Origin of the sequence: Streptomyces sp. KMM 9044 (assembly GCF_024701375.2) — a bacterium.
GTDB lineage: Bacteria > Actinomycetota > Actinomycetes > Streptomycetales > Streptomycetaceae > Streptomyces.
In genome coordinates this window covers 2,973,363-2,990,997 of sequence record NZ_CP113910.1, presented here as the reverse complement: position 1 = coordinate 2,990,997, position 17,635 = coordinate 2,973,363, and the positions used below count along the sequence as shown (strand labels likewise).

General features: G+C 70.5%; 16 protein-coding genes, 3 tRNA genes and 3 pseudogenes. 17 read left to right on the top strand and 5 right to left on the bottom strand.

The window, feature by feature from the left end:
- The first annotated feature begins 5 nt into the window (after positions 1 to 5).
- The 5 genes and pseudogenes from HUV60_RS13315 to HUV60_RS13295 all read left to right on the top strand — a co-directional run bounded on the left by HUV60_RS13315 (position 6) and on the right by HUV60_RS13295 (position 5,532).
- A complete protein-coding gene (locus HUV60_RS13315; protein WP_257851065.1) occupies positions 6 to 1,580 on the top strand; it encodes a complex I subunit 4 family protein in 1,575 nt (524 codons plus the stop codon).
- On the top strand, positions 1,577 to 3,076 hold the full coding sequence (locus tag HUV60_RS13310) for an NADH-quinone oxidoreductase subunit N (RefSeq protein ID WP_257851066.1): 1,500 nt from the start codon (positions 1,577 to 1,579) through the stop codon (positions 3,074 to 3,076). The genes HUV60_RS13315 and HUV60_RS13310 overlap by 4 nt, the downstream gene beginning before the upstream one ends.
- A gap of 336 nt (positions 3,077 to 3,412) precedes the next feature.
- The gene (gene htpX / locus HUV60_RS13305) at positions 3,413 to 4,276 is read left to right on the top strand and encodes a zinc metalloprotease HtpX (RefSeq protein WP_257851067.1); all 864 of its coding nucleotides are present in this window, start codon (positions 3,413 to 3,415) and stop codon (positions 4,274 to 4,276) included.
- Positions 4,273 to 4,386 (top strand): annotated as a pseudogene (locus HUV60_RS13300) (YccF domain-containing protein); the annotation flags it as partial. The gene htpX and the pseudogene HUV60_RS13300, both read left to right, overlap by 4 nt.
- Before the next feature lie 54 nt (positions 4,387 to 4,440).
- Positions 4,441 to 5,532 (top strand): annotated as a pseudogene (locus HUV60_RS13295) (IS630 family transposase).
- A gap of 269 nt (positions 5,533 to 5,801) precedes the next feature.
- On the opposite strand, the gene HUV60_RS13290 reads toward HUV60_RS13295, so the two are convergent.
- A complete protein-coding gene (locus tag HUV60_RS13290; protein ID WP_257851068.1) occupies positions 5,802 to 7,052 on the bottom strand; it encodes an APC family permease in 1,251 nt (416 codons plus the stop codon).
- 142 nt (positions 7,053 to 7,194) lie between these two features.
- Here HUV60_RS13290 and HUV60_RS13285 point away from each other — a divergent pair, with 142 nt between their 5' ends.
- Positions 7,195 to 7,461, top strand: a complete 267-nt coding sequence (locus HUV60_RS13285) for a GlsB/YeaQ/YmgE family stress response membrane protein (RefSeq protein ID WP_042165006.1) — start codon at positions 7,195 to 7,197, stop codon at positions 7,459 to 7,461.
- Positions 7,462 to 7,594: 133 nt separating this feature from the next.
- On the opposite strand, the gene HUV60_RS13280 is transcribed toward HUV60_RS13285, so the two are convergent.
- Positions 7,595 to 8,083, bottom strand: coding sequence for a YajQ family cyclic di-GMP-binding protein (locus HUV60_RS13280; RefSeq protein ID WP_257851070.1), 489 nt, complete (start codon positions 8,081 to 8,083; stop codon positions 7,595 to 7,597).
- A gap of 242 nt (positions 8,084 to 8,325) precedes the next feature.
- On the opposite strand from HUV60_RS13280, the gene HUV60_RS13275 reads away from it, so the two are divergent.
- Together HUV60_RS13275 and HUV60_RS13270 are read left to right on the top strand one after the other, a co-directional pair.
- A tRNA-Tyr gene (locus HUV60_RS13275) sits at positions 8,326 to 8,407 on the top strand.
- Between the two features lie 106 nt (positions 8,408 to 8,513).
- Positions 8,514 to 8,712: pseudogene (locus tag HUV60_RS13270) on the top strand (hypothetical protein).
- A 46-nt stretch (positions 8,713 to 8,758) separates the two neighbouring features.
- On the opposite strand, the gene HUV60_RS13265 reads toward HUV60_RS13270, so the two are convergent.
- Together HUV60_RS13265 and HUV60_RS13260 are read right to left on the bottom strand one after the other, a co-directional pair.
- Complete coding sequence (locus HUV60_RS13265) at positions 8,759 to 9,415, bottom strand: SDR family oxidoreductase (protein ID WP_257851071.1); 657 nt, start codon at positions 9,413 to 9,415, stop codon at positions 8,759 to 8,761.
- A 100-nt stretch (positions 9,416 to 9,515) separates the two neighbouring features.
- On the bottom strand, positions 9,516 to 10,793 hold the full coding sequence (locus tag HUV60_RS13260; RefSeq protein ID WP_257851072.1) for an amidohydrolase family protein: 1,278 nt from the start codon (positions 10,791 to 10,793) through the stop codon (positions 9,516 to 9,518).
- A gap of 378 nt (positions 10,794 to 11,171) precedes the next feature.
- Here HUV60_RS13260 and HUV60_RS13255 point away from each other — a divergent pair.
- From HUV60_RS13255 to HUV60_RS13215, 9 genes are all read left to right on the top strand, one after another.
- Positions 11,172 to 11,244: transfer RNA gene (locus HUV60_RS13255), tRNA-Thr, on the top strand.
- A gap of 46 nt (positions 11,245 to 11,290) precedes the next feature.
- Positions 11,291 to 11,363, top strand: a tRNA-Met gene (locus tag HUV60_RS13250).
- A gap of 94 nt (positions 11,364 to 11,457) precedes the next feature.
- Positions 11,458 to 11,622, top strand: a complete 165-nt coding sequence (gene rpmG / locus HUV60_RS13245) for a 50S ribosomal protein L33 (RefSeq protein WP_003948671.1) — start codon at positions 11,458 to 11,460, stop codon at positions 11,620 to 11,622.
- 103 nt (positions 11,623 to 11,725) lie between these two features.
- Entirely contained in the window at positions 11,726 to 12,184 is a 459-nt protein-coding gene (locus HUV60_RS13240) for a MaoC family dehydratase N-terminal domain-containing protein (RefSeq protein WP_257851074.1), read from the top strand.
- 8 nt (positions 12,185 to 12,192) lie between these two features.
- Positions 12,193 to 12,621 carry a MaoC family dehydratase gene (locus tag HUV60_RS13235; RefSeq protein WP_257851746.1) on the top strand — a complete coding sequence of 143 codons (429 nt, stop codon included), beginning with the start codon at positions 12,193 to 12,195 and terminating at the stop codon, positions 12,619 to 12,621.
- Positions 12,622 to 12,756: 135 nt separating this feature from the next.
- On the top strand, positions 12,757 to 13,314 hold the full coding sequence (locus tag HUV60_RS13230) for a TetR/AcrR family transcriptional regulator (RefSeq protein WP_257851075.1): 558 nt from the start codon (positions 12,757 to 12,759) through the stop codon (positions 13,312 to 13,314).
- Between the two features lie 86 nt (positions 13,315 to 13,400).
- The gene (locus HUV60_RS13225; RefSeq protein WP_257851076.1) at positions 13,401 to 14,843 is read left to right on the top strand and encodes an MFS transporter; all 1,443 of its coding nucleotides are present in this window, start codon (positions 13,401 to 13,403) and stop codon (positions 14,841 to 14,843) included.
- Between the two features lie 81 nt (positions 14,844 to 14,924).
- A complete protein-coding gene (locus HUV60_RS13220; protein WP_257851077.1) occupies positions 14,925 to 15,305 on the top strand; it encodes a DUF3291 domain-containing protein in 381 nt (126 codons plus the stop codon).
- A 77-nt stretch (positions 15,306 to 15,382) separates the two neighbouring features.
- Positions 15,383 to 16,438: a UDP-N-acetylmuramate dehydrogenase gene (locus HUV60_RS13215; RefSeq protein ID WP_257851078.1), complete on the top strand. Its 1,056-nt coding sequence runs from the start codon at positions 15,383 to 15,385 to the stop codon at positions 16,436 to 16,438.
- Between the two features lie 67 nt (positions 16,439 to 16,505).
- Here the strand turns inward: HUV60_RS13215 and HUV60_RS13210 are convergent, their stop codons facing one another.
- Positions 16,506 to 17,546 (bottom strand): adenosine deaminase, encoded by a 1,041-nt coding sequence (locus HUV60_RS13210; protein WP_257851079.1) that lies wholly within the window; start codon positions 17,544 to 17,546, stop codon positions 16,506 to 16,508.
- Positions 17,547 to 17,635 lie beyond the last annotated feature (89 nt).

The following is a 17,635-nucleotide window of genomic DNA, read 5'->3' as shown; positions in this document are numbered from 1 at the left end:
CAGACGTGATCGATATCAGCGAGTCCGTGATGCAGTTCCTTCTGGCGTTCCTCGTCGTCGGCCCGCTCCTGGGTGCCGCCGCCGCTCTTCTCCCGGCCCCGCCCGGACTCAGGGGGGCATCACCCGACCGGGCCGTGCTCCGGCACGGTGTGACCGTCACCGGAGCCGTCCTCATCGCGGCGACCGTCCTCGCACTCGGCTTCGACCACGGCCAGCCGTCGAAGATGCAGGCCACGACCGACATCAACTGGATCCCCGCACTCGACGTGCGGATCCACCTCGGTACCGACGGCATCTCCCTCCCCCTTCTGGTCCTGACCGCCCTGCTGACCTTCCTCAGCGCGCTCTACACGTATGTCAAACCGCCCGCGGGCCCGTCCCCGAAGGCCTTCGTCGCCCTGCTGCTGGTCCTCGAGTCCGGCACCCTCGCGGCTTTCGCCGTCCTCGACCTGATCCTGTTCTTCCTCGCCTTCGAGATGGTCCTGATCCCGATGTACTTCCTCATCGCCCGCTGGGGCGGCGAGGGGCGGGCCGAGGCCGCCTGGAAGTTCGTCCTCTACACGCTGCTCGGCTCCGTGGTCATGCTGCTCGGCCTGCTCCTGATCGGAATCAAGGCGGGCACATTCGACATGGTGGCACTCGCCACTGACAACGGCCGGTCACTGAGTGTATCCGTGCAGGTCGTCGCCGTACTGGCGATCGGGATCGGGCTCGCGGTCAAGACCCCGATGTGGCCGCTGCACAGCTGGTTGCCCGACGCCCACACCGCCGCCCCGACCGTCGGTTCCGTCCTGCTGGCCGGGGTCCTGCTGAAGATGGGCACGTACGGGTTCGTGCGGATCCTGCTCCCCGCCGCACCGGAAGGCTTCCGCACCTTCGCGCCCTACCTCGCCGCCTTCGCCGTCGTCGGCGTCATCTACGGATCCCTCGCCTGCCTCGCCCTCGTGAGACAGGGAGCCAAGGGCGATCTCAAGCGCCTCATCGCCTACTCCTCCGTCGGTCACATGGGCTTCGTCCTCCTCGGCATCGCCACCATGACCCCGACCGGAGTCAACGGCGCCCTCTTCGCCAACATCGCCCACGGCCTCATCACCGGCCTCCTCTTCTTCCTCGTCGGCGCCCTCAAGGACCGCACCGGCACCGTCGACCTCGACACGCTGGCCCAGCAGACCGGCGCCGCCCTCTACGGCAGGGCACCGCGCCTCGGCGGACTGCTCGCCTTCGCCGCCGTCGCCTCCCTCGGCCTGCCGGGCCTCGCCGGGTTCTGGGGCGAGATGCTGGCCCTCTTCGGCGCGTTCGACCCCGCCGAAGGACTCAGCCGCCCTGCCTTCCTCGTCTTCATGTCGATCGGTGCCTTCGGCACCCTGCTGACCGCGGCATACCTGCTCCTCGTGGTCCGCAGGGTCTGCATGGGCTCCCCGCAGGAACAGGCCCCCGCGCTCACCGACGTGCGCGGCTACGAGTTCGCGGCCTGGACCCCGCTCGTCGTCCTCACCGTCGTCGCCGGACTGTGGCCCGGGGCACTGATCGGACTGACCGACCCGGCCGTGCAGCAGCTCCTCTCAGGAGGCACCCGATGAGCTCCCTCGTCCAGTCCGTCGACTGGCTGGCCGTCGCACCGCCCGCCGTCGCGGCCGTCGTCGGACTCGCCGTCCTCGTCGCCGACCTGTTCCTCGACGAGTCCAGGAAACCGCTCCTCGGCCGGCTCGCGGTGACCGGACTCGCCGCCGCCACCCTCATGCTGCTGCCCCTCCTCGACGCCGACCGCAGCACGTTCTGCCTGGTCGGCGACCCCGGAGTATGCAGCTACACCGTGGACCGGTTCACCCTCGTCATCCAGTTCCTGGTGCTCGGCGGCGCGCTCCTGACCGCCCTTCTGTCGGTCACCGCCCTCAAGGACGCCGACAAACGGCTCCCCGAGGGCGAGTACTGGTTCCTGTTCCTCTCCTCCGTCGCGGGCGCCGCCCTCCTGCCCGCCTCCCGGGATTTCGCGACCCTCGTCGTCGCCCTGGAAGTCGCCTCCCTGCCCGCCTTCGCCCTGGTCGGCCTCCGGCACGGCGACCGGAAGTCGTCCGAAGCGGCGCTGAAGTTCTTCCTGTCCTCGGTCACCGCCACCGCGGTCAGCCTCCTCGGCATCAGCTTCGTCTACGCGGCCACCGGTACCCTCCACCTCACCCTGGTGGCCGAACGCGTCCAGACCGTCGACGGACAGCTCCACACCCTCGCCCAGGCCGGCGTCGTCCTCACCCTCGTCGGCTTCGCCTTCAAGACGGCCGCCGTCCCCTTCCACTTCTGGGTGCCCGACACCTACGTCGGCGCCCCCCTGCCGATCGCCGCCTACCTGTCGGTCATCGGCAAGGCGGTCGGCTTCACCGGCCTGATCCTCGTCACCGTCGTCGCACTCCCGTCGTACGCCGAGGTCTGGGGCCCGGCCCTCGCCACGCTCGCCGCCCTCACCATGACCGTCGGCAACGTCGGCGCCCTCGCACAGCAGGCCACGCGCGCGTACAGCGCGGTACGGCTCCTGGCCTGGTCCTCCGTCGGACAGGCCGGCTACCTCCTGGTGCCGATCGCCGCCGCCGCGTACTCCGGCGACGCCGAGAAGTCGATCGGCTCCACCCTCGCCTACGCCCTCATGTACGGCGCGGTGAACCTCGGCGCCTTCGCCGTCGCCGCCCTGGTAGGCCGGACGAACTCCCTCAACCGGGTCTCCGACTACCGCGGCCTGTACGCATCCAGCCCGCTCACCGCCCTGCTCCTGGCCTTCTTCCTGCTGTGCCTCGCCGGACTCCCGCCCGGCATCATCGGCCTCTTCGCCAAGGTCACCGTCTTCTCCGCGGCAGTCGACGCCGGACTCGGCTGGCTCACCGTCGTCATGGCCGTCAACGTCGTCGTCGCGCTGGTCTACTACCTCCGCTGGACGGCCCTGCTGTTCCACGCACCCGAGGGCGCACCGGCCGTGCACCGCGTCCCGGTCCCGCTCACCGCCGCGATCACTCTGACCGGTGTCCTCGGCATCGTCCTGTCCGGCGCGCCACAACTGATCCTGCGCTTCACCGACACCGGGCTCTTCTGACCCGCCCTCCCGGGCCCCGCCGCTCCGCCGCCCCGCCGGCACCCGGCGACCCAGGGTCCTCCGGACTCATCGGGTTTCCTCCGTCACCCCTGCCCTCACCCACCGGCCGTGCTGTTCGGCCACCGGACGGGCGCGGCGGCACGGTGTCGAGAGCAGCCGTCGCCCGGACGGTTTACACGCGCCACCACGCGCCCCAGGGAACCTGTGCCGCTCGCCTGGCGTTGACGAATACGGGAGGGTCCACTGGACGTGAGGCCAAGACACCCGGGACCGTCGCAGGTCAGAAGGAAGATCGGCAGACAGGGGTCCCCCGCCGCACGATTTGGAGGGCGTACCGTGCACCGCCGGCACAACGGGCTCAGGACCGCGGTCCTCCTCGGGGGACTGTCCGCACTCATCATCGTCATCGGCAGCTTCTTCGGCCGCACGGGCCTCCTCGTCGCCGTCGTGATCGCGCTGGGCACCAACGCGTACGCGTACTGGAACAGCGACAAGCTCGCCCTGCGCGCGATGCGGGCCCGCCCCGTGAGCGAGTTCGAGGCTCCTGGCCTGTACCGCATGGTCCGCGAGCTCTCCACGCAGGCCCGTCAGCCCATGCCCCGCCTGTACATCTCCCCGACCGAGGCACCCAACGCCTTCGCCACCGGCCGCAACCCGCGCAACGCCGCCGTGTGCTGCACCGAGGGAATCCTGCGCCTGCTCGACGAGCGCGAACTGCGCGGTGTCATCGGCCACGAGCTCAGCCATGTCTACAACCGGGACATCCTGATCTCCTCGGTCGCCGGCGCCCTCGCCTCCGTGATCATGTTCCTGGTCAATTTCGCCTGGCTGATCCCGGTCGGCCGTTCCAACGACGACGACGGCCCCGGCATCCTCGGCATGCTGCTGATCATGATCCTGGGCCCGCTCGCCGCCTCCCTCATCAAGCTGGCCATCACCCGCTCCCGGGAGTACGAGGCAGATGCCTCCGGTGCCCAGCTGACCGGCGACCCCCTGGCCCTGGCAAGCGCCCTGCGCAAGCTGGAAACGGGCACCAAACAGCTTCCCCTGCCTCCCGAGCCCCGCATCGAGACCGCGAGCCACATGATGATCGCGAACCCGTTCCGTCCGGGCCAGGGGTTCGCGAAGATGTTCTCGACCCACCCGCCCATGGCGGAACGCATCGCCCGACTCGAGAAGATGGCAGGTCGAACGCGGTGAAGACCATCCTGAACGTCACATGGCTCGTTCTGGGCGGCTTCTGGCTGTTCCTCGGCTACCTGCTCGCCGGCGTCCTGTTGTGCATCACGATCATCGGTGTTCCTTTCGGGAGCGTCCTTCTAGCGTTCTGAGTCTTAGAAAAGCTATAGAAGTATGCTTGGCTCATGGCGCGCATGGGTCGGCCGACGGTCGAAGTGGTTCTGACGGATGCCGAGCGTGAGACGTTGCTGTGCTGGTCGCGGCGGGCGACGTCCGCGCAGGCTCTGGCGCTGCGCTGCCGGATCGTCCTCGCGTGTGCCGACGGGCTGTCGAACACCCGGGTCGGCGCGGACCTCGGGATCCATCCGACCACGGTGGCCACGTGGCGCAAGCGGTTCGCGGTCAACCGGCTGGAGGGCCTGGCCGACGAGAAACGGCCGGGGCCTGCCCGCACGGTGACGGACGAGCAGGTCGAGGACGTGATCGTGTGAACGCTGGAAACGACACCGAAGGGGGCCACGCGCTGGTCCACCCGGGAGATGGCGAAACAGAGCGGGCTGAGCCAGTCGACGGTCTCGCGGATCTGGCGCACCTTCGGCCTCAAGCCGCACCAGGTCGACACCTTCAAGCTGAGCAAGGACCCGCAGTTCATCGAGAAGGTCCGCGACGTGGTGGGCCTGTACCTCGATCCGCCCGAGCGCGCCGTCGTGCTCTGCGTCGATGAGAAGTCCCGGATACAGGCGCTGGACCGCTCGGCGCCGGTGCTGCCGATGATGCCCGGCATGCCCGGGCGCCGCACCCACGACTACCTGCGCGGCGGCGTCACCACCTTGTTCGCGGCGCTCAACACCGCCACCGGCGAGGTCATCGGCTCCCTGCACCGCCGCCACCGCGCCAGCGAGTTCAAAAAGTTCCTCGCCAAGCTCGACAAGGAAGTCCCCGCGGGACTCGACGTCCACCTGATCTGCGACAACTACGCCACCCACAAGACCCCCGCCATCCAGAAGTGGCTCCTGGCACACCCGCGCTTCCACATGCACTTCACGCCCACCAGTTCCTCCTGGCTCAACCAAGTAGAGCGCTGGTTCGGCCTGCTGACGGACAAGCAGACCCGGCGCGGCGTCCACAAGAACGTCCAGGCGCCGGAGAAAGACATCCGCGACTGGATCGCCCACTGGAACGAAGACCCCAAGCCGTTCACCTGGACCAAGTCCGCCGACGAGATCTTCGAACGCCTCGCCGGCTACCTCAACCGCCTACCGAACCCCAAACCCTAAATATGCGGTGCTTCTGAGACTCAGGACACTAGCCCGACCCGGTTTTCCACAGCTCGTACACGCGTGCCGACGAAGGTTGTCCACAGGTCGCCCCGACTGTCGGAGGCGGCCTGCATCATGGATTTATGACCGAGCGTGAGCAATTTCCGACTCCGGGTGGCGACCGTGTTCCGGGCGGCCCGGAAGGCCGAGCCCCACCCCGAAGTCCCTGTCCCCGCCAAGCCCATGGGCTGCCCTGCAGGGCCCAGGGCAGCCCGGACCTGGGGGTTCTACTGCCCGGCGGCCCTCCACCGTCGTACCCCGTAAGCGGCAGCACCCACCGCCAGCACCCCCGCGCCGACGGCCACGGACCTTCCCGGCAGCGAGAACGCCAGGACCAGGCACCCGGCGAGCCCGACCGCCGGCAGTACCCGCGCCGCCGGTCCCGGACGAAGCGTCCAGGCCGACGCGTTGGCCACCGCGTAGTACGCCAGCACCCCGAAGGAGGAGAACCCGATCGCGCCCCGTACGTCCACCGTGGCGGCCAGGACGGCGACCACCGCTCCCACGGCCAGCTCCGCCCGGTGCGGCACCCGGAACCGGGGGTGGACGGCAGCCAGGGAGCCCGGCAGATGCCGGTCCCGGGCCATGGCGAGCGTCGTCCGCGAGACACCCAGGATCAGGGCGAGCAGTGATCCCAGCGCGGCCGCGGCCGCCCCCGCCCGTACCAGCGGTGTCAGTTCCGGAACCCCGGCCGCCCGCACCGCGTCGGTGAGCGGTGCGCCCGAGTCACCCAGCTCCTGTGCCCCCAACACCGAAAGGACGGCGACCGCGACAGCCACGTACACGACCAGCGCGATGCCCAGGGCCAGCGGGATCGCGCGCGGAATGGTGCGCGCGGGATCCCGCACCTCCTCGCCGAGTGTCGCGATCCGCGCGTACCCGGCGAAGGCGAAGAACAGCAGACCGGCAGCCTGAAGCACACCGCCCGCGCCGCCCGGTGCCGCGAAGGAGAGGCGCCCGGCATCGACCTCTCCCGAGGTCAGGCACACGACCACCACGGAGGCGAGGACAGCAAGGACCATGGCCACGATCACCCGCGTCAGCCACGCGGACTTCTGCACACCGCCGTAGTTCACCGCGGTCAGCGCCACGACAGCGGCGACCGCCACGGCGTGGGCCTGCCCCGGCCAGAGGTACGCGCCGACGGTGAGTGCCATCGCCGCGCAGGAGGCGGTCTTGCCGACCACGAACGCCCAGCCCGCGAGGTACCCCCAGAACTCGCCGAGCCGCGCCCGCCCGTAGACGTAGGTGCCGCCCGAGGCGGGATACAGCGCGGCGAGGCGCGCCGACGACGTGGCGTTGCAGTAGGCGACCCCGGCGGCGACTGCGAGTCCGAGGAGCAGCCCGGAGCCGGCCGCGTGCGCAGCGGGCGCCAGAGCGGCGAAGATCCCGGCCCCCACCATGGAGCCGAGACCGATGACGACGGCGTCTCCCACACCGAGTGTGCGGCGCAGTCCGGAACCGGAAGGGGATGTCATGAGGCCGCACCCTACTGATCGCGGCAACCGGCACGCGTACCCACGTCGTCCTCCACCCCAGGACCGGATGAACGCCGGGACCGGACCGGAATCACAGGCCGCGGCAGGTGAGGGCGCGGCACGAAAGGGCAGGCATCAGAGCATGACGATCATCAGCTGGATCATTCTGGGACTGTTGGCCGGAGCGATCGCGAAGTTCCTGCTGCCGGGCCGCGATCCGGGCGGCCTCATCGGCACGACCCTGATCGGTGTCGCCGGAGCGTTCATCGGCGGCTGGGTATCGGCCCGTTGGCTCGACCACCCGATCACCAAGGACTTCTACGACGGCGCCACCTGGGCCGCCGCTATAGGCGGCTCCCTGGTCCTCCTGATCGCCTACCGCCTCCTCTTCGGCCACTCGCGCGACTGACCCGATTCCGGGGCCGCCCCGGGCACCGTCGCCAGCCGAGAAGGGCGGGCACCCAGCGGCACCCACCCCTCCGCACGCGGACAGATGCGTACGCGACGCCCAAGGCGCACGCGGCTTCGTTCTCCGACCCGGCCTACCGGTAGTTCACGAACTGCAGGGCGAAGTCGAAGTCCTGGCCCTTGAGCAGGGAGATGACGGCCTGAAGGTCGTCACGGCTCTTTGAGGAGACCCGGAGCTCCTCGCCCTGCACCTGGGCCTTCACACCCTTGGGACCCTCGTCCCGGATGAGCTTCGCCACCTTCTTCGCGTTCTCCTGGGAGATGCCCTCCTGGATCGACGCGAAGATCTTGTACTCCTTGCCGGAGAGCTGCGGCTCACCGGCGTCCAGGGACTTCAGGGAGATGCCCCGCTTGATCAGCTTGGACTGGAAGACGTCGAGGACAGCCTTCACCCGGTCCTCGGAGTTCGCCTCCAGAAGGATCTTCTCCCCGGACCACGAGATCGAGGCACCCACGCCCTTGAAGTCGTAGCGCTGAGAGATCTCCTTGGCGGTCTGGTTGAGGGCGTTGTCGACCTCCTGCCGCTCGACCTTCGAGACGATGTCGAAACTGGAGTCGGCCATGTCCTGTGGCTCCTTGTATCGGGGTGTGTATCGGGCTGAGAGCCGGATGCGTACCGGCTACCGGCGTACTGGGGGCGGCCGTCGAGCCCTGTATCGGTCCCGGGCCGCATCCGCACAAGCGTAGCCACCCCGGGGTCCCCGGGTGGCGATCAATCGGGTGGCGGACCACCCCTCCCCATCAGGTATCGTTTACGTCGTTGCCACGGAGCGCCGCCGCAAGGCGGTTCGAGTGCGACGAGCTTGGCGGTGTGCCCGAGCGGCCAAAGGGAGCAGACTGTAAATCTGCCGGCTCAGCCTTCCCAGGTTCGAATCCTGGCGCCGCCACAAGGGGAGGGCCCCCTCCGGACCGCAAGATGCGGTCCGGAGGGGGCCCTCCGCGTTTGCGATGGGGTATGCGTGGGGCGCGGGCCGATCGGGAGACACTGGCGGGATGTCGTCGCGTCGTAGGCGTTGTCCCGAGTGCCGTCGTGGCCGGGCGGTACGCGCGTCACGATCCGCCCGGCGCTCGGGAACACGGGGAGCTGGCCTTGCGTCCGGGGTCCCGCCGGTACGCCCGGGCCGGCGTCGAACAGCCTTCGCTGGACGGGGACGTCGTCCCGGGGTTCCCGGGGCAGATGCCGCTGTTCTAGCCGCCCTCGCGCGGCTTTCCGGATCCTCCCGGATCCCTCCCCCGGCTCACTCGCCCGCCACCGACTTCACCGCTGCCGGGATCGGCGAGGGGCCACTGATCAGTTCCAGGGTCAGGCCGGCCGTCGAGGAGTCCTTCAGCAGTTCGGCCAGGACGGCGGCCACGTCGTCCCGGGAAATCGGGCCGGGGCCGGTGCGGGCCTCCAGGCGGACCAGACCGGTGCCGGCCCCGTCGGTGAGCGAGCCGGGGCGCAGGATCGTCCAGGCGAGTGCGTCCAAGCCGCGGACGTAGGCGTCGGCCTCGCCCTTGGCACGTTGGTACACGTCGAAGACCTCGTCCCCCTCGTGGGCCGGATCCGCGCCCATCGAGGAGACGACCACGAACCGCCGCACACCCGCGCGGACCGCCGCGTCGGCGAAGAGGACCGCCGAGGCCTTGTCCACCGCCTCCTTGCGCGCCACGCCGCTCCCCGGCCCGGAGCCCGCGGCGAACACCGCGGCGTCCGCGCCCCGGAGTCGCTCCGCGACCTCCTCCACGGACGCGGACTCCAGGTCGAGTACGACCGGTTCGGCGCCCAATTTCCTCAGTTCATCGGCCTGTTCGGGTTTGCGGATGATGCCCGCCACTTCGTACCCGCGCGCGGCGAGCAACCGCTCCAGCCGCAGCGCGATCTGACCATGACCACCAGCGATGACAATGCGCATGCCTCCGACCGTACGCCGCGACGATCGCATCCGCCGCCCGGCACGGCCCGGAAGGGGAAGGGCAGGAGGGAGAGGAGGAGGAACGGGGGCGGCAGAGGGGCTACGGGGCTCCTCCCCGGCCCTGTCGGGGCAGGCCCGATGCCGACTCCGTGGTCGTCGTCGAGGCGCCGCAGTACTCCCGTACCGCGCTCGTCCGCGCGACCACGCGCCCCCGGTGCACCACGATCCGGCTGTACGCCAGGGACAGTGCAGCCGGCAGCCGGTCGCCGCGGACCGCGAGCAGCTCGGCGGGGAAGCCCGCCTCCACCCGTACCTCGGGCAGCCCGAGGACGGCCCGGGCCGACGTGCTCACCGCCTCGTAGGCGTCCTCGGGCGACAGTCCGTGGCGGGAGGCCAGCAGATACGCCGCTTCCAGCGGGTCGCCGCGGCCGACCGGGTTCGACACGTCCCGCAGGGCGCCGCTCCCGGCCGAGACCCGCACGCCCGCCGTGCGCAGCAGCCGTACCGGGGCCGTGCCCGTGCCCGGGCGGTCGACACCCCCGCAGCCGCCCTGGGGCAGGCACACCACGGTCACGCCGGCCGCCGCCAGCTGGTCCGCGGTCCGTGAGGCCGCTTCGGCGGGCAGCCGGCCGAGGCCGCCGCACGGGCTGAGCGTCACTCCCGGCCGCAGCCCGCCCGCCATCGCGGCGAGCCGGGCCACGCGGGCGGGGTCGGCGGTGTCCGTGTGCAGGTCGACGGGGCAGCCGTGCTCGGCGGCGACCTCCAGGACCGCTTCCACGTACCCCGTGGGGTCGGGGTCGACGTCCGGGCAGCCGCCCACCACCGATGCGCCCATCTTCACCGCGTCCCGCAGCATCGCGATCCCGTCGGCTCCGGCCACCCCGGTCAGTACGCGCGGCATCGCCACCGTGCCCAGCTCGGTCAGCCCGCGCAGCGAACGCCTCGCCTGCAGTACGGCGGTGAGCGCGCCGAGCCCGGTCATGTCGTCCACCCGCACGTGCGCCCGCACCGCCGTCGCTCCGTGCGCGAGCTGGAGCAGCGCGGCCTCCGTCGCCCGGCGCCGGACGTCGTGGGGGTCGTACGAGACGGGGCCGTCGGATTCGGCGGAGAGGGCGGTGTCGGCGTGGGCGTGCGGTTCGGCGGGGGCCGGGAGGAGCAGGTGGCCGGTCAGGTCGACCCGGGTGCCGCCCGTGGGGGTGCCGTCCACGGTCAGGCTGCCGGCCGTGCCGACCGCCTCGATGCGTCCGCCGCCCAGCCGCACGTCCACGGCTCGGCCGTCGGTGAGCCGGGCGCCGCACAGCAGGAGCGGCGCCGGGCCGGCCGGGCCCGGGGAGGGCGGGGGCGACGAGGGCGGCGGCTGCGGCCGGCTGTCGGGCATCGCGCTCCTGAGGCTCTGACTGCGCACGGTTGTCGCAGGATCGCGCAGAGAGAAGATTACGCAGAGTGAGTCGAGCTTAGGGCGGCGGCTCACCTCTCGCCGGGAGGAGCGCAGGAGTCAGCAATAGTCGTACCGGTGTGCTCCAAGGCGCTCCGGTGTGGTCCAAGGCGCTCCGGTGAGGGCCGGCGGGGTGCGGCCGGGGTCCTCCGCCGGTCCTCCCGTGGTCCGGAGGGGGGTGTGGCTGCGGTGCGGTGGGGGCGTCGTGGGGGTCGGGTGTGACGTCCGGGACCCTTTCGGGGAGCGGCTGACGGGGTGGGGCAGGGGCCGCGAAACGGATTTGGGTGAACGGCGGCGGAGCGTGTAATGTCTTCCTCGCTCGCCCCAATAGCTCAGTCGGCAGAGCGTCTCCATGGTAAGGAGAAGGTCAACGGTTCGATTCCGTTTTGGGGCTCTGGTGTGTGAGGTTCCCGTCGCGAAGCGGGATCCGATCGCATCACAGCGGTGTAGCTCAGTCGGTAGAGCAAGCGGCTCATAATCGCTGTGTCACCGGTTCAAGTCCGGTCACCGCTACATACAGTAGCCGATTGTGGGGTCGGTCCTTCGATCGGCTACTCTTTCTGCGTTCATTCAGTCTCAACTATCCCGTTCGTCAAGGAGCACTCACGTGGCTGCCACCGACGTCCGCCCGAAGATCACGCTGGCCTGCGTGGAGTGCAAGGAGCGGAACTACATCACCAAGAAGAACCGGCGTAACAACCCGGATCGTCTGGAGATGAAGAAGCACTGCCCGCGTTGCAATGCGCACACCGCGCACCGCGAAACGCGATAAATCAGGCTCGTACGCGAGGCCGTCCCCGTAGCCGGGGGCGGCCTCGCGTCGTTCTTCCCGCCGGCCGACCGCGGCCGCACGAGACACAGGAGGTGCCGCACGTATGGCGCTCGACCAGTCCTTCGTGGGGCGGAGCTACCCGCCCACCGATCCCTATGAAGTGGGCCGGGAGAAGATCCGCGAGTTTGCCGAAGCGGTGGGGGACACCAACCCGGCGTACACGGACGCGGAGGCCGCCAAGGCGCTCGGCCACCCCGATGTGATCGCCCCGCCGACCTTTGTGTTCGCGGTCACCTTCAAGGCCGCCGGGAGCGTCATTGCCGACCCCCGGCTGGGCCTGGACTACAGCCGGGTGGTGCACGGCGACCAGAAGTTCGCCTACCGCCGTCCGGTGCGCGCCGGTGACCGGCTCACGGTCACCTCGACCATCGAGGCGATCAAGTCGATGGCGGGCAACGACATCCTGGACATCCGCGGCGAGGTGCACGACGAGGCCGGCGAGCACGTCGTGACGTCCTGGATCAAGCTGGTGGCCCGCGCGGGCGAGAACGAGGGGGCGTGAGCGGCATCATGACGGCGAAGATCTCCTCCGCGGACGTCGAGGTCGGCACCGAACTGCCCGCGCGGACGTTCCCCGTGACCAGGGCCACCCTCGTCCGGTACGCGGGCGCCTCAGGCGACTTCAATCCCATCCACTGGAACGAGAGGTTCGCCAAGGAGGTCGGCCTGCCGGACGTCATCGCGCACGGCATGTTCACCATGGCCGAGGCGATCCGCGTGGTCACCGACTGGGTGGGCGACCCGGGCGCGGTCGTCGAGTACGGCGTCCGCTTCACCAGGCCGGTCGTCGTCCCCGACGACGACCGGGGCGCCACCATCGAGGTCAGCGGCAAGGTCGCGGCCAAGCTCGACGACCACACGGTCCGTGTCGACCTCACGGCGGCCAGTGCCGGGCAGAAAGTGCTGGGGATGTCGCGGGCGGTCGTACGACTCGCCTGACCGAGGGGCGGATCGCGTGGCACGACATAGGGCGTGAGGGGCGTTCTTCGAGAGGGGCGCCCCTTGCGCCATGTCGGACCCGGTATCGCAGCCCACCTCTTGACATAGTTAGTGATTGAGCACTAACTTACGGGCATGGTCAGGATGAGCGCAGAGGAGAGGCGCGAGAGTATCGTCCGCGTGGCGAGTGCCGAGTTCGGCCGCGGTGGCTACCACGGCACGTCGACCGAGGTGATCGCCAGGCGGGTCGGCGTCTCGCAGCCGTATCTCTTCCGGCTCTTCCCGGGGAAGAAGGCCATCTTCCTGGCGGCGGCGGAACGCTGCGTGGAGGACACCATCCGCATGTTCGCGGAGGCGTCCGAGGGGCTGGAGGGCGAAGAGGCTCTGCACGCCATGGCGCACGCCTACATGCAGGCCATCACGGAGCGGCCCGAGCTGCTCATGATGCAGATGCAGATGTACCTCGCGGTGGCGGCCGCCGAGCAGGAGGGCGATCAGGAGTTCGGCGCGACCGTGCGTGCGGGCTGGCTGCGGCTGTGGGACACCGCGCACTTCGCCCTGGGTGCCGACGTCAAGGAGACGACGACCTTCATGGCGTACGGCATGCTCATCAACTGCCTGTCCGCCATGGGATTCCCGTCCGGCCACCGGATCTGGGAAGGGCTGGACCCGTCGGCGCGACTCGGCGACTAGTCGAAGGGCCGGGGGTGACCCCCGCCTCTTCTCTGTGCGCGAAAGTTAGTAATCAATAACTAACAAAATCATCTCCTGGGGGAGCGATGTCACAGCAGACCGCACACGGCGGCTCGGCCGCCTGGGCACTCGTCATCACCAGCGTCGCCGGCTTCATGGCGGCCCTCGACAACCTCGTCGTCACCACCGCACTCCCCTCCATCCGGGAGGACCTGGGCGGTGCCCTGCACGATCTGGAATGGACCGTGAGCGCCTACACGCTCACCTTCGCCGTCCTGCTGATGTTCGGCGCGGCCCTCGGTGACCGCTTCGGCCGCCGCCGGCTCTTCACCGTCGGCATCACCGTCTTCACCGCGGCCTCCGCCGCCGCGGCGATGGCCTCCGACATCGACTCCCTGATCGCCGCCCGCGCGGTGCAGGGTGCCGGCGCCGCGGTCATGATGCCCCTCACCCTGACCCTGCTCACCGCGGCCGTGCCCGAGGCGCGGCGCGGCGCGGCATACGGCATCTGGGGCGCCGTGAACGGCCTGGCCGTGGCCTCCGGGCCGTTGGTCGGCGGCAGCCTCACCGAACACATCTCCTGGCAGTGGATCTTCTGGCTGAACGTCCCGCTCGGCCTGATCCTCATTCCGCTCGCCCGCCTGCGCCTCGCCGAGTCCCACGGCACCGGAGCCCCGCTCGACCTGCCCGGCACCCTGCTCGCCAGCGGCGGACTCTTCGGCATCGTCTACGGCCTGGTCCGCGGGCCCGTCGACGGCTGGACCGCCACCGTCGTCCTGGCCGGCCTGTCCGCCGGGACGGCGCTGCTCGTGGGCTTCGTGCTCCACAGCATCCGCGCCAAGAACCCCATGCTGCCGATGCGGCTGTTCCGCTCCCGGGCCTTCGCCGGTATCAACGCGGCGAGTCTGCTGATGTTCCTCGGCATGTTCGGCTCGATCTTCCTGCTCAGCCAGTACATGCAGGGCGTGCTCGGCTACTCGCCCACCGAGGCGGGCCTGCGGATGCTGCCCTGGACCGGCATGCCGATGCTCGTCGCCCCGATCGCCGGCATCCTCTCCGACCGCGTCGGCGGCCGTCCGGTCGTCGCCACCGGCCTGTTCCTGCAGGCCCTCGGCCTCGGCCACCTGGCCCTGGTGGCGACCGCCGACGCCTCCTACGCGGCCCAGCTGCCCGCCCTGATCATCAGCGGCATCGGCATGGCGCTGTTCTTCGCCCCGGCCTCCACCCTGGTGATGTCCAGCGTCCGTCCGAAGGAACAGGGCATCGCCTCCGGGGCCAATAACGCCCTGCGTGAGGTGGGCGGTGCCCTGGGCATCGCGGTCATGGCGTCGATCTTCGCGTCCCAGGGCGGCTACGAATCCGGTCGGACGTTCGTCGACGGTATGCGTCCGGCACTGGTGACCGGCGCCGCGGTGGTCGCCCTCGCGGGCGTCGCGACCCTGTTCATACCGGCTCGCAGGCGGCCCACCGCCCCCACCGTGCCCCCGGCCGGTCCGACGCCCGAGCCGGTACTGGAAACGGCCTCCTGAGCCCGCCGGAATCCCAGGACCCGCGGAACCCCAAGACCCGGAATCCGACAGAACCCCTTCACCCCACGGAAGGACCCGGTCATGCCCACGCTTCCCTGGACCGTCCCGAACACCCAGCCGCCCCACACCGAAGTGCATGTCTTCGCCTCCCGCTTCGAGACCCGCACCTTCCGGGGAGCCCTGCGGTTCCTCCTCAGGACCCCCGGCGTGTGGCGACAGGTGAGCAGGGCTCCCGGCGCGTACGGGGCCTCCCTGAAGGCACAGCCGCTGCGGCGGACGTTCTGGACCGTGTCCGCCTGGGAGTCCCCGAAGGCCCTCGGCGCCTTCGCCCGTACCGGCCTGCACGCGCCGACCGCCCGTGGGCTCGCCCCGCAGATGCGCGACGCCAAGTTCGCCGACTGGACCGCGAAGAGCGAGGACCTCCCCGTCGACTGGACCGAAGTACAGCGCCGCCTCGCCTGATGAACACCCCGCGCGTGCGCCCGACCGCGCATGCCGCCCCCGCCGGTCCGTCCGGCGGGGGCCTTAGTCTTGAGCCCGTGCAGGAACTCCACGACGCCCCCCTCGCCCCGCTGACCACGTTCCGCCTGGGCGGACCCGCGACCCGGCTGGTCACCGCGACGACCGACGACGAAGTGATCGCCGTCGTCCGCGAGGCCGACTCCGCCGGTACGCCCCTGCTGATCATCGGCGGCGGCTCCAACCTGGTCATCGGAGACAAGGGCTTCGACGGAACAGCACTCGTCGTGGCCACCAAGGGCCTCACCCTGGACGGCACGCGCCTTGAGCTCGCGGCCGGGGAGATGTGGACCGACGCCGTCGCCCGCACCGTGGAAGCCGGCCTGGCCGGCGTCGAGTGCCTGGCCGGCATCCCCGGCTCGGCGGGCGCCACCCCCATCCAGAACGTCGGTGCGTACGGCCAGGAGGTCTCCTCCACCGTCACCGGGGTCGTCGCCTACGACCGCCGGACACGCGAGACGGTCACTCTCACCAACGAGGAATGCGCCTTCTCCTACCGCCACAGCCGCTTCAAGGCCGATCCCGGGCGGTACGTCGTCCTGCGCGTCCGCTTCGCGCTGGAGGACGCCGACGGACTCTCCGGACCCGTTCGGTACGCCGAGACGGCCCGCGTCCTCGGCGTCGCACCGGGCGAGCGCGTCCCCCTGCCCACGGCCCGCGAGACGGTCCTGAAGCTCCGTGCCGGGAAGGGCATGGTCCTGGACCCCGAGGACCACGACACCTGGTCGGCCGGCTCCTTCTTCACCAACCCGATCCTCACGGAGCAGGAGTTCGTAGCCTTCCGGACCCGGGCGCGGCAGCACCTCGGCACCGACACCGAGCCTCCCGCCTACCCCGCCGGGGAGGGACGCACCAAGACCTCCGCCGCCTGGCTGATCGACAAGGCGGGCTTCAGCAAGGGCTACGGCACCGGTCCCGTCCGCATCTCCACCAAGCACACCCTCGCCCTCACCAACCGCGGCGAGGCGACTACCGAGGACCTGCTGGCACTCGCCCGAGAGGTGGTCGCCGGTGTTCGCGAAGCCTTCGGCGTCACGCTGGTCAACGAGCCGGTGACGGTCGGGGTCGGCCTCTGACCGGTTCCGGCTCACCCCACCGGGCCGCGGGCCTGCCTGCCCCACCGGGTCGAGGCCCGTCCGCCCCTCATCCCATCGGCGCGGTGAGCCACGCGTCGACCCCCGCCAGCAGCTCCGCCTTGACCGCCTCCGGCGCCGCCGACCCGCGCACCGACTGCCGCGCCAGCTCCGCCAGCTCGGCGTCCGTGAACCCGTGGTGCTCACGCGCAATCTCGTACTGGTCCGCCAGCCGGGAGCCGAACAGCAGAGGATCGTCCGCCCCCAGTGCCAACGGCACACCCGCCTCGAACAGCTTCCGCAACGGCACGTCCCCCGGCTTCTCGTAGACGCCCAGTGCCACGTTCGACGCCGGGCACACCTCGCACGTCACCTGCTGGTCCGCGAGCTGCTGCACCAGCCGCGGGTCCTCCGCCGCCCGCACCCCGTGCCCGATCCGGTCGGCCTCCAGGTCGTCCAGACAGTCCCGCACGGACGCGGGCCCGTTCAGCTCACCGCCGTGCGGCGCGGACATCAGCCCGCCCTCGCGCGCGATGGCGAACGCCCGATCGAAGTTGCGGGCCATGCCACGCCGCTCGTCGTTGGACAGTCCGAACCCGATGACGCCCCGGTCCGTGTACCGCACCGCCAGCCGGGCCAGCGTGCGCGCGTCCAGGTGGTGCTTCATCCGGTTCGCGGCGACCAGCACCCGGATCCCGAGCCCGGTGTCCCGCCGCGCCGAGTCCACCGCGTCCAGGATGACCTCCAGCGCAGGGATCAGCCCGCCCAGCCGCGGCGCGTACGACGTCGGATCGACCTGGATCTCCAGCCAGCCCGCGCCGTCCTTCAGGTCCTCCTCCGCGGCCTCCCGTACCAGCCGCTGGATGTCCTCCGGCTCCCTCAGACACGAGCGCGCCGCGTCGTACAGCCGCTGGAACCGGAACCAGCCCCGCTCGTCCGTGGCCCGCAGACTCGGCGGCTCCCCGCTGGTCAGCGCGTCGGTCAGCGCCTCGGGGAGGCGCACGCCGTACTTGTCGGCCAGTTCCAGCACGGTGGCGGGGCGCATCGACCCGGTGAAGTGCAGGTGCAGATGGGCCTTCGGCAGCAGGGAGAGGTCACGTACACGTTCCATTCCAGGATCCTGCCGCACCTCCCGGCGGCCCCGGTAGGGTTTTCCCTGAACGTGGCCTTGCTCGCACACCAGTATGAGGAAACGGAAGC

Excerpts from the sequence above, each read along its gene's own strand:
- HUV60_RS13225 (WP_257851076.1), top strand. The coding sequence starts at position 13,401 with ATGTCACAGCAGACCGCACACGGCGGCTCGGCCGCCTGGGCACTCGTC.
- HUV60_RS13210 (WP_257851079.1), bottom strand. The coding sequence starts at position 17,546 with ATGGAACGTGTACGTGACCTCTCCCTGCTGCCGAAGGCCCATCTGCAC.
- HUV60_RS13235 (WP_257851746.1), top strand. The coding sequence starts at position 12,193 with ATGACGGCGAAGATCTCCTCCGCGGACGTCGAGGTCGGCACCGAACTG.
- HUV60_RS13280 (WP_257851070.1), bottom strand. The coding sequence starts at position 8,083 with ATGGCCGACTCCAGTTTCGACATCGTCTCGAAGGTCGAGCGGCAGGAG.
- HUV60_RS13220 (WP_257851077.1), top strand. The coding sequence starts at position 14,925 with ATGCCCACGCTTCCCTGGACCGTCCCGAACACCCAGCCGCCCCACACC.
- HUV60_RS13310 (WP_257851066.1), top strand. The coding sequence starts at position 1,577 with ATGAGCTCCCTCGTCCAGTCCGTCGACTGGCTGGCCGTCGCACCGCCC.
- HUV60_RS13240 (WP_257851074.1), top strand. The coding sequence starts at position 11,726 with ATGGCGCTCGACCAGTCCTTCGTGGGGCGGAGCTACCCGCCCACCGAT.
- HUV60_RS13265 (WP_257851071.1), bottom strand. The coding sequence starts at position 9,415 with ATGCGCATTGTCATCGCTGGTGGTCATGGTCAGATCGCGCTGCGGCTG.
- HUV60_RS13290 (WP_257851068.1), bottom strand. The coding sequence starts at position 7,052 with ATGACATCCCCTTCCGGTTCCGGACTGCGCCGCACACTCGGTGTGGGA.
- HUV60_RS13285 (WP_042165006.1), top strand. The coding sequence starts at position 7,195 with ATGACGATCATCAGCTGGATCATTCTGGGACTGTTGGCCGGAGCGATC.
- HUV60_RS13260 (WP_257851072.1), bottom strand. The coding sequence starts at position 10,793 with ATGCCCGACAGCCGGCCGCAGCCGCCGCCCTCGTCGCCCCCGCCCTCC.
- HUV60_RS13230 (WP_257851075.1), top strand. The coding sequence starts at position 12,757 with ATGGTCAGGATGAGCGCAGAGGAGAGGCGCGAGAGTATCGTCCGCGTG.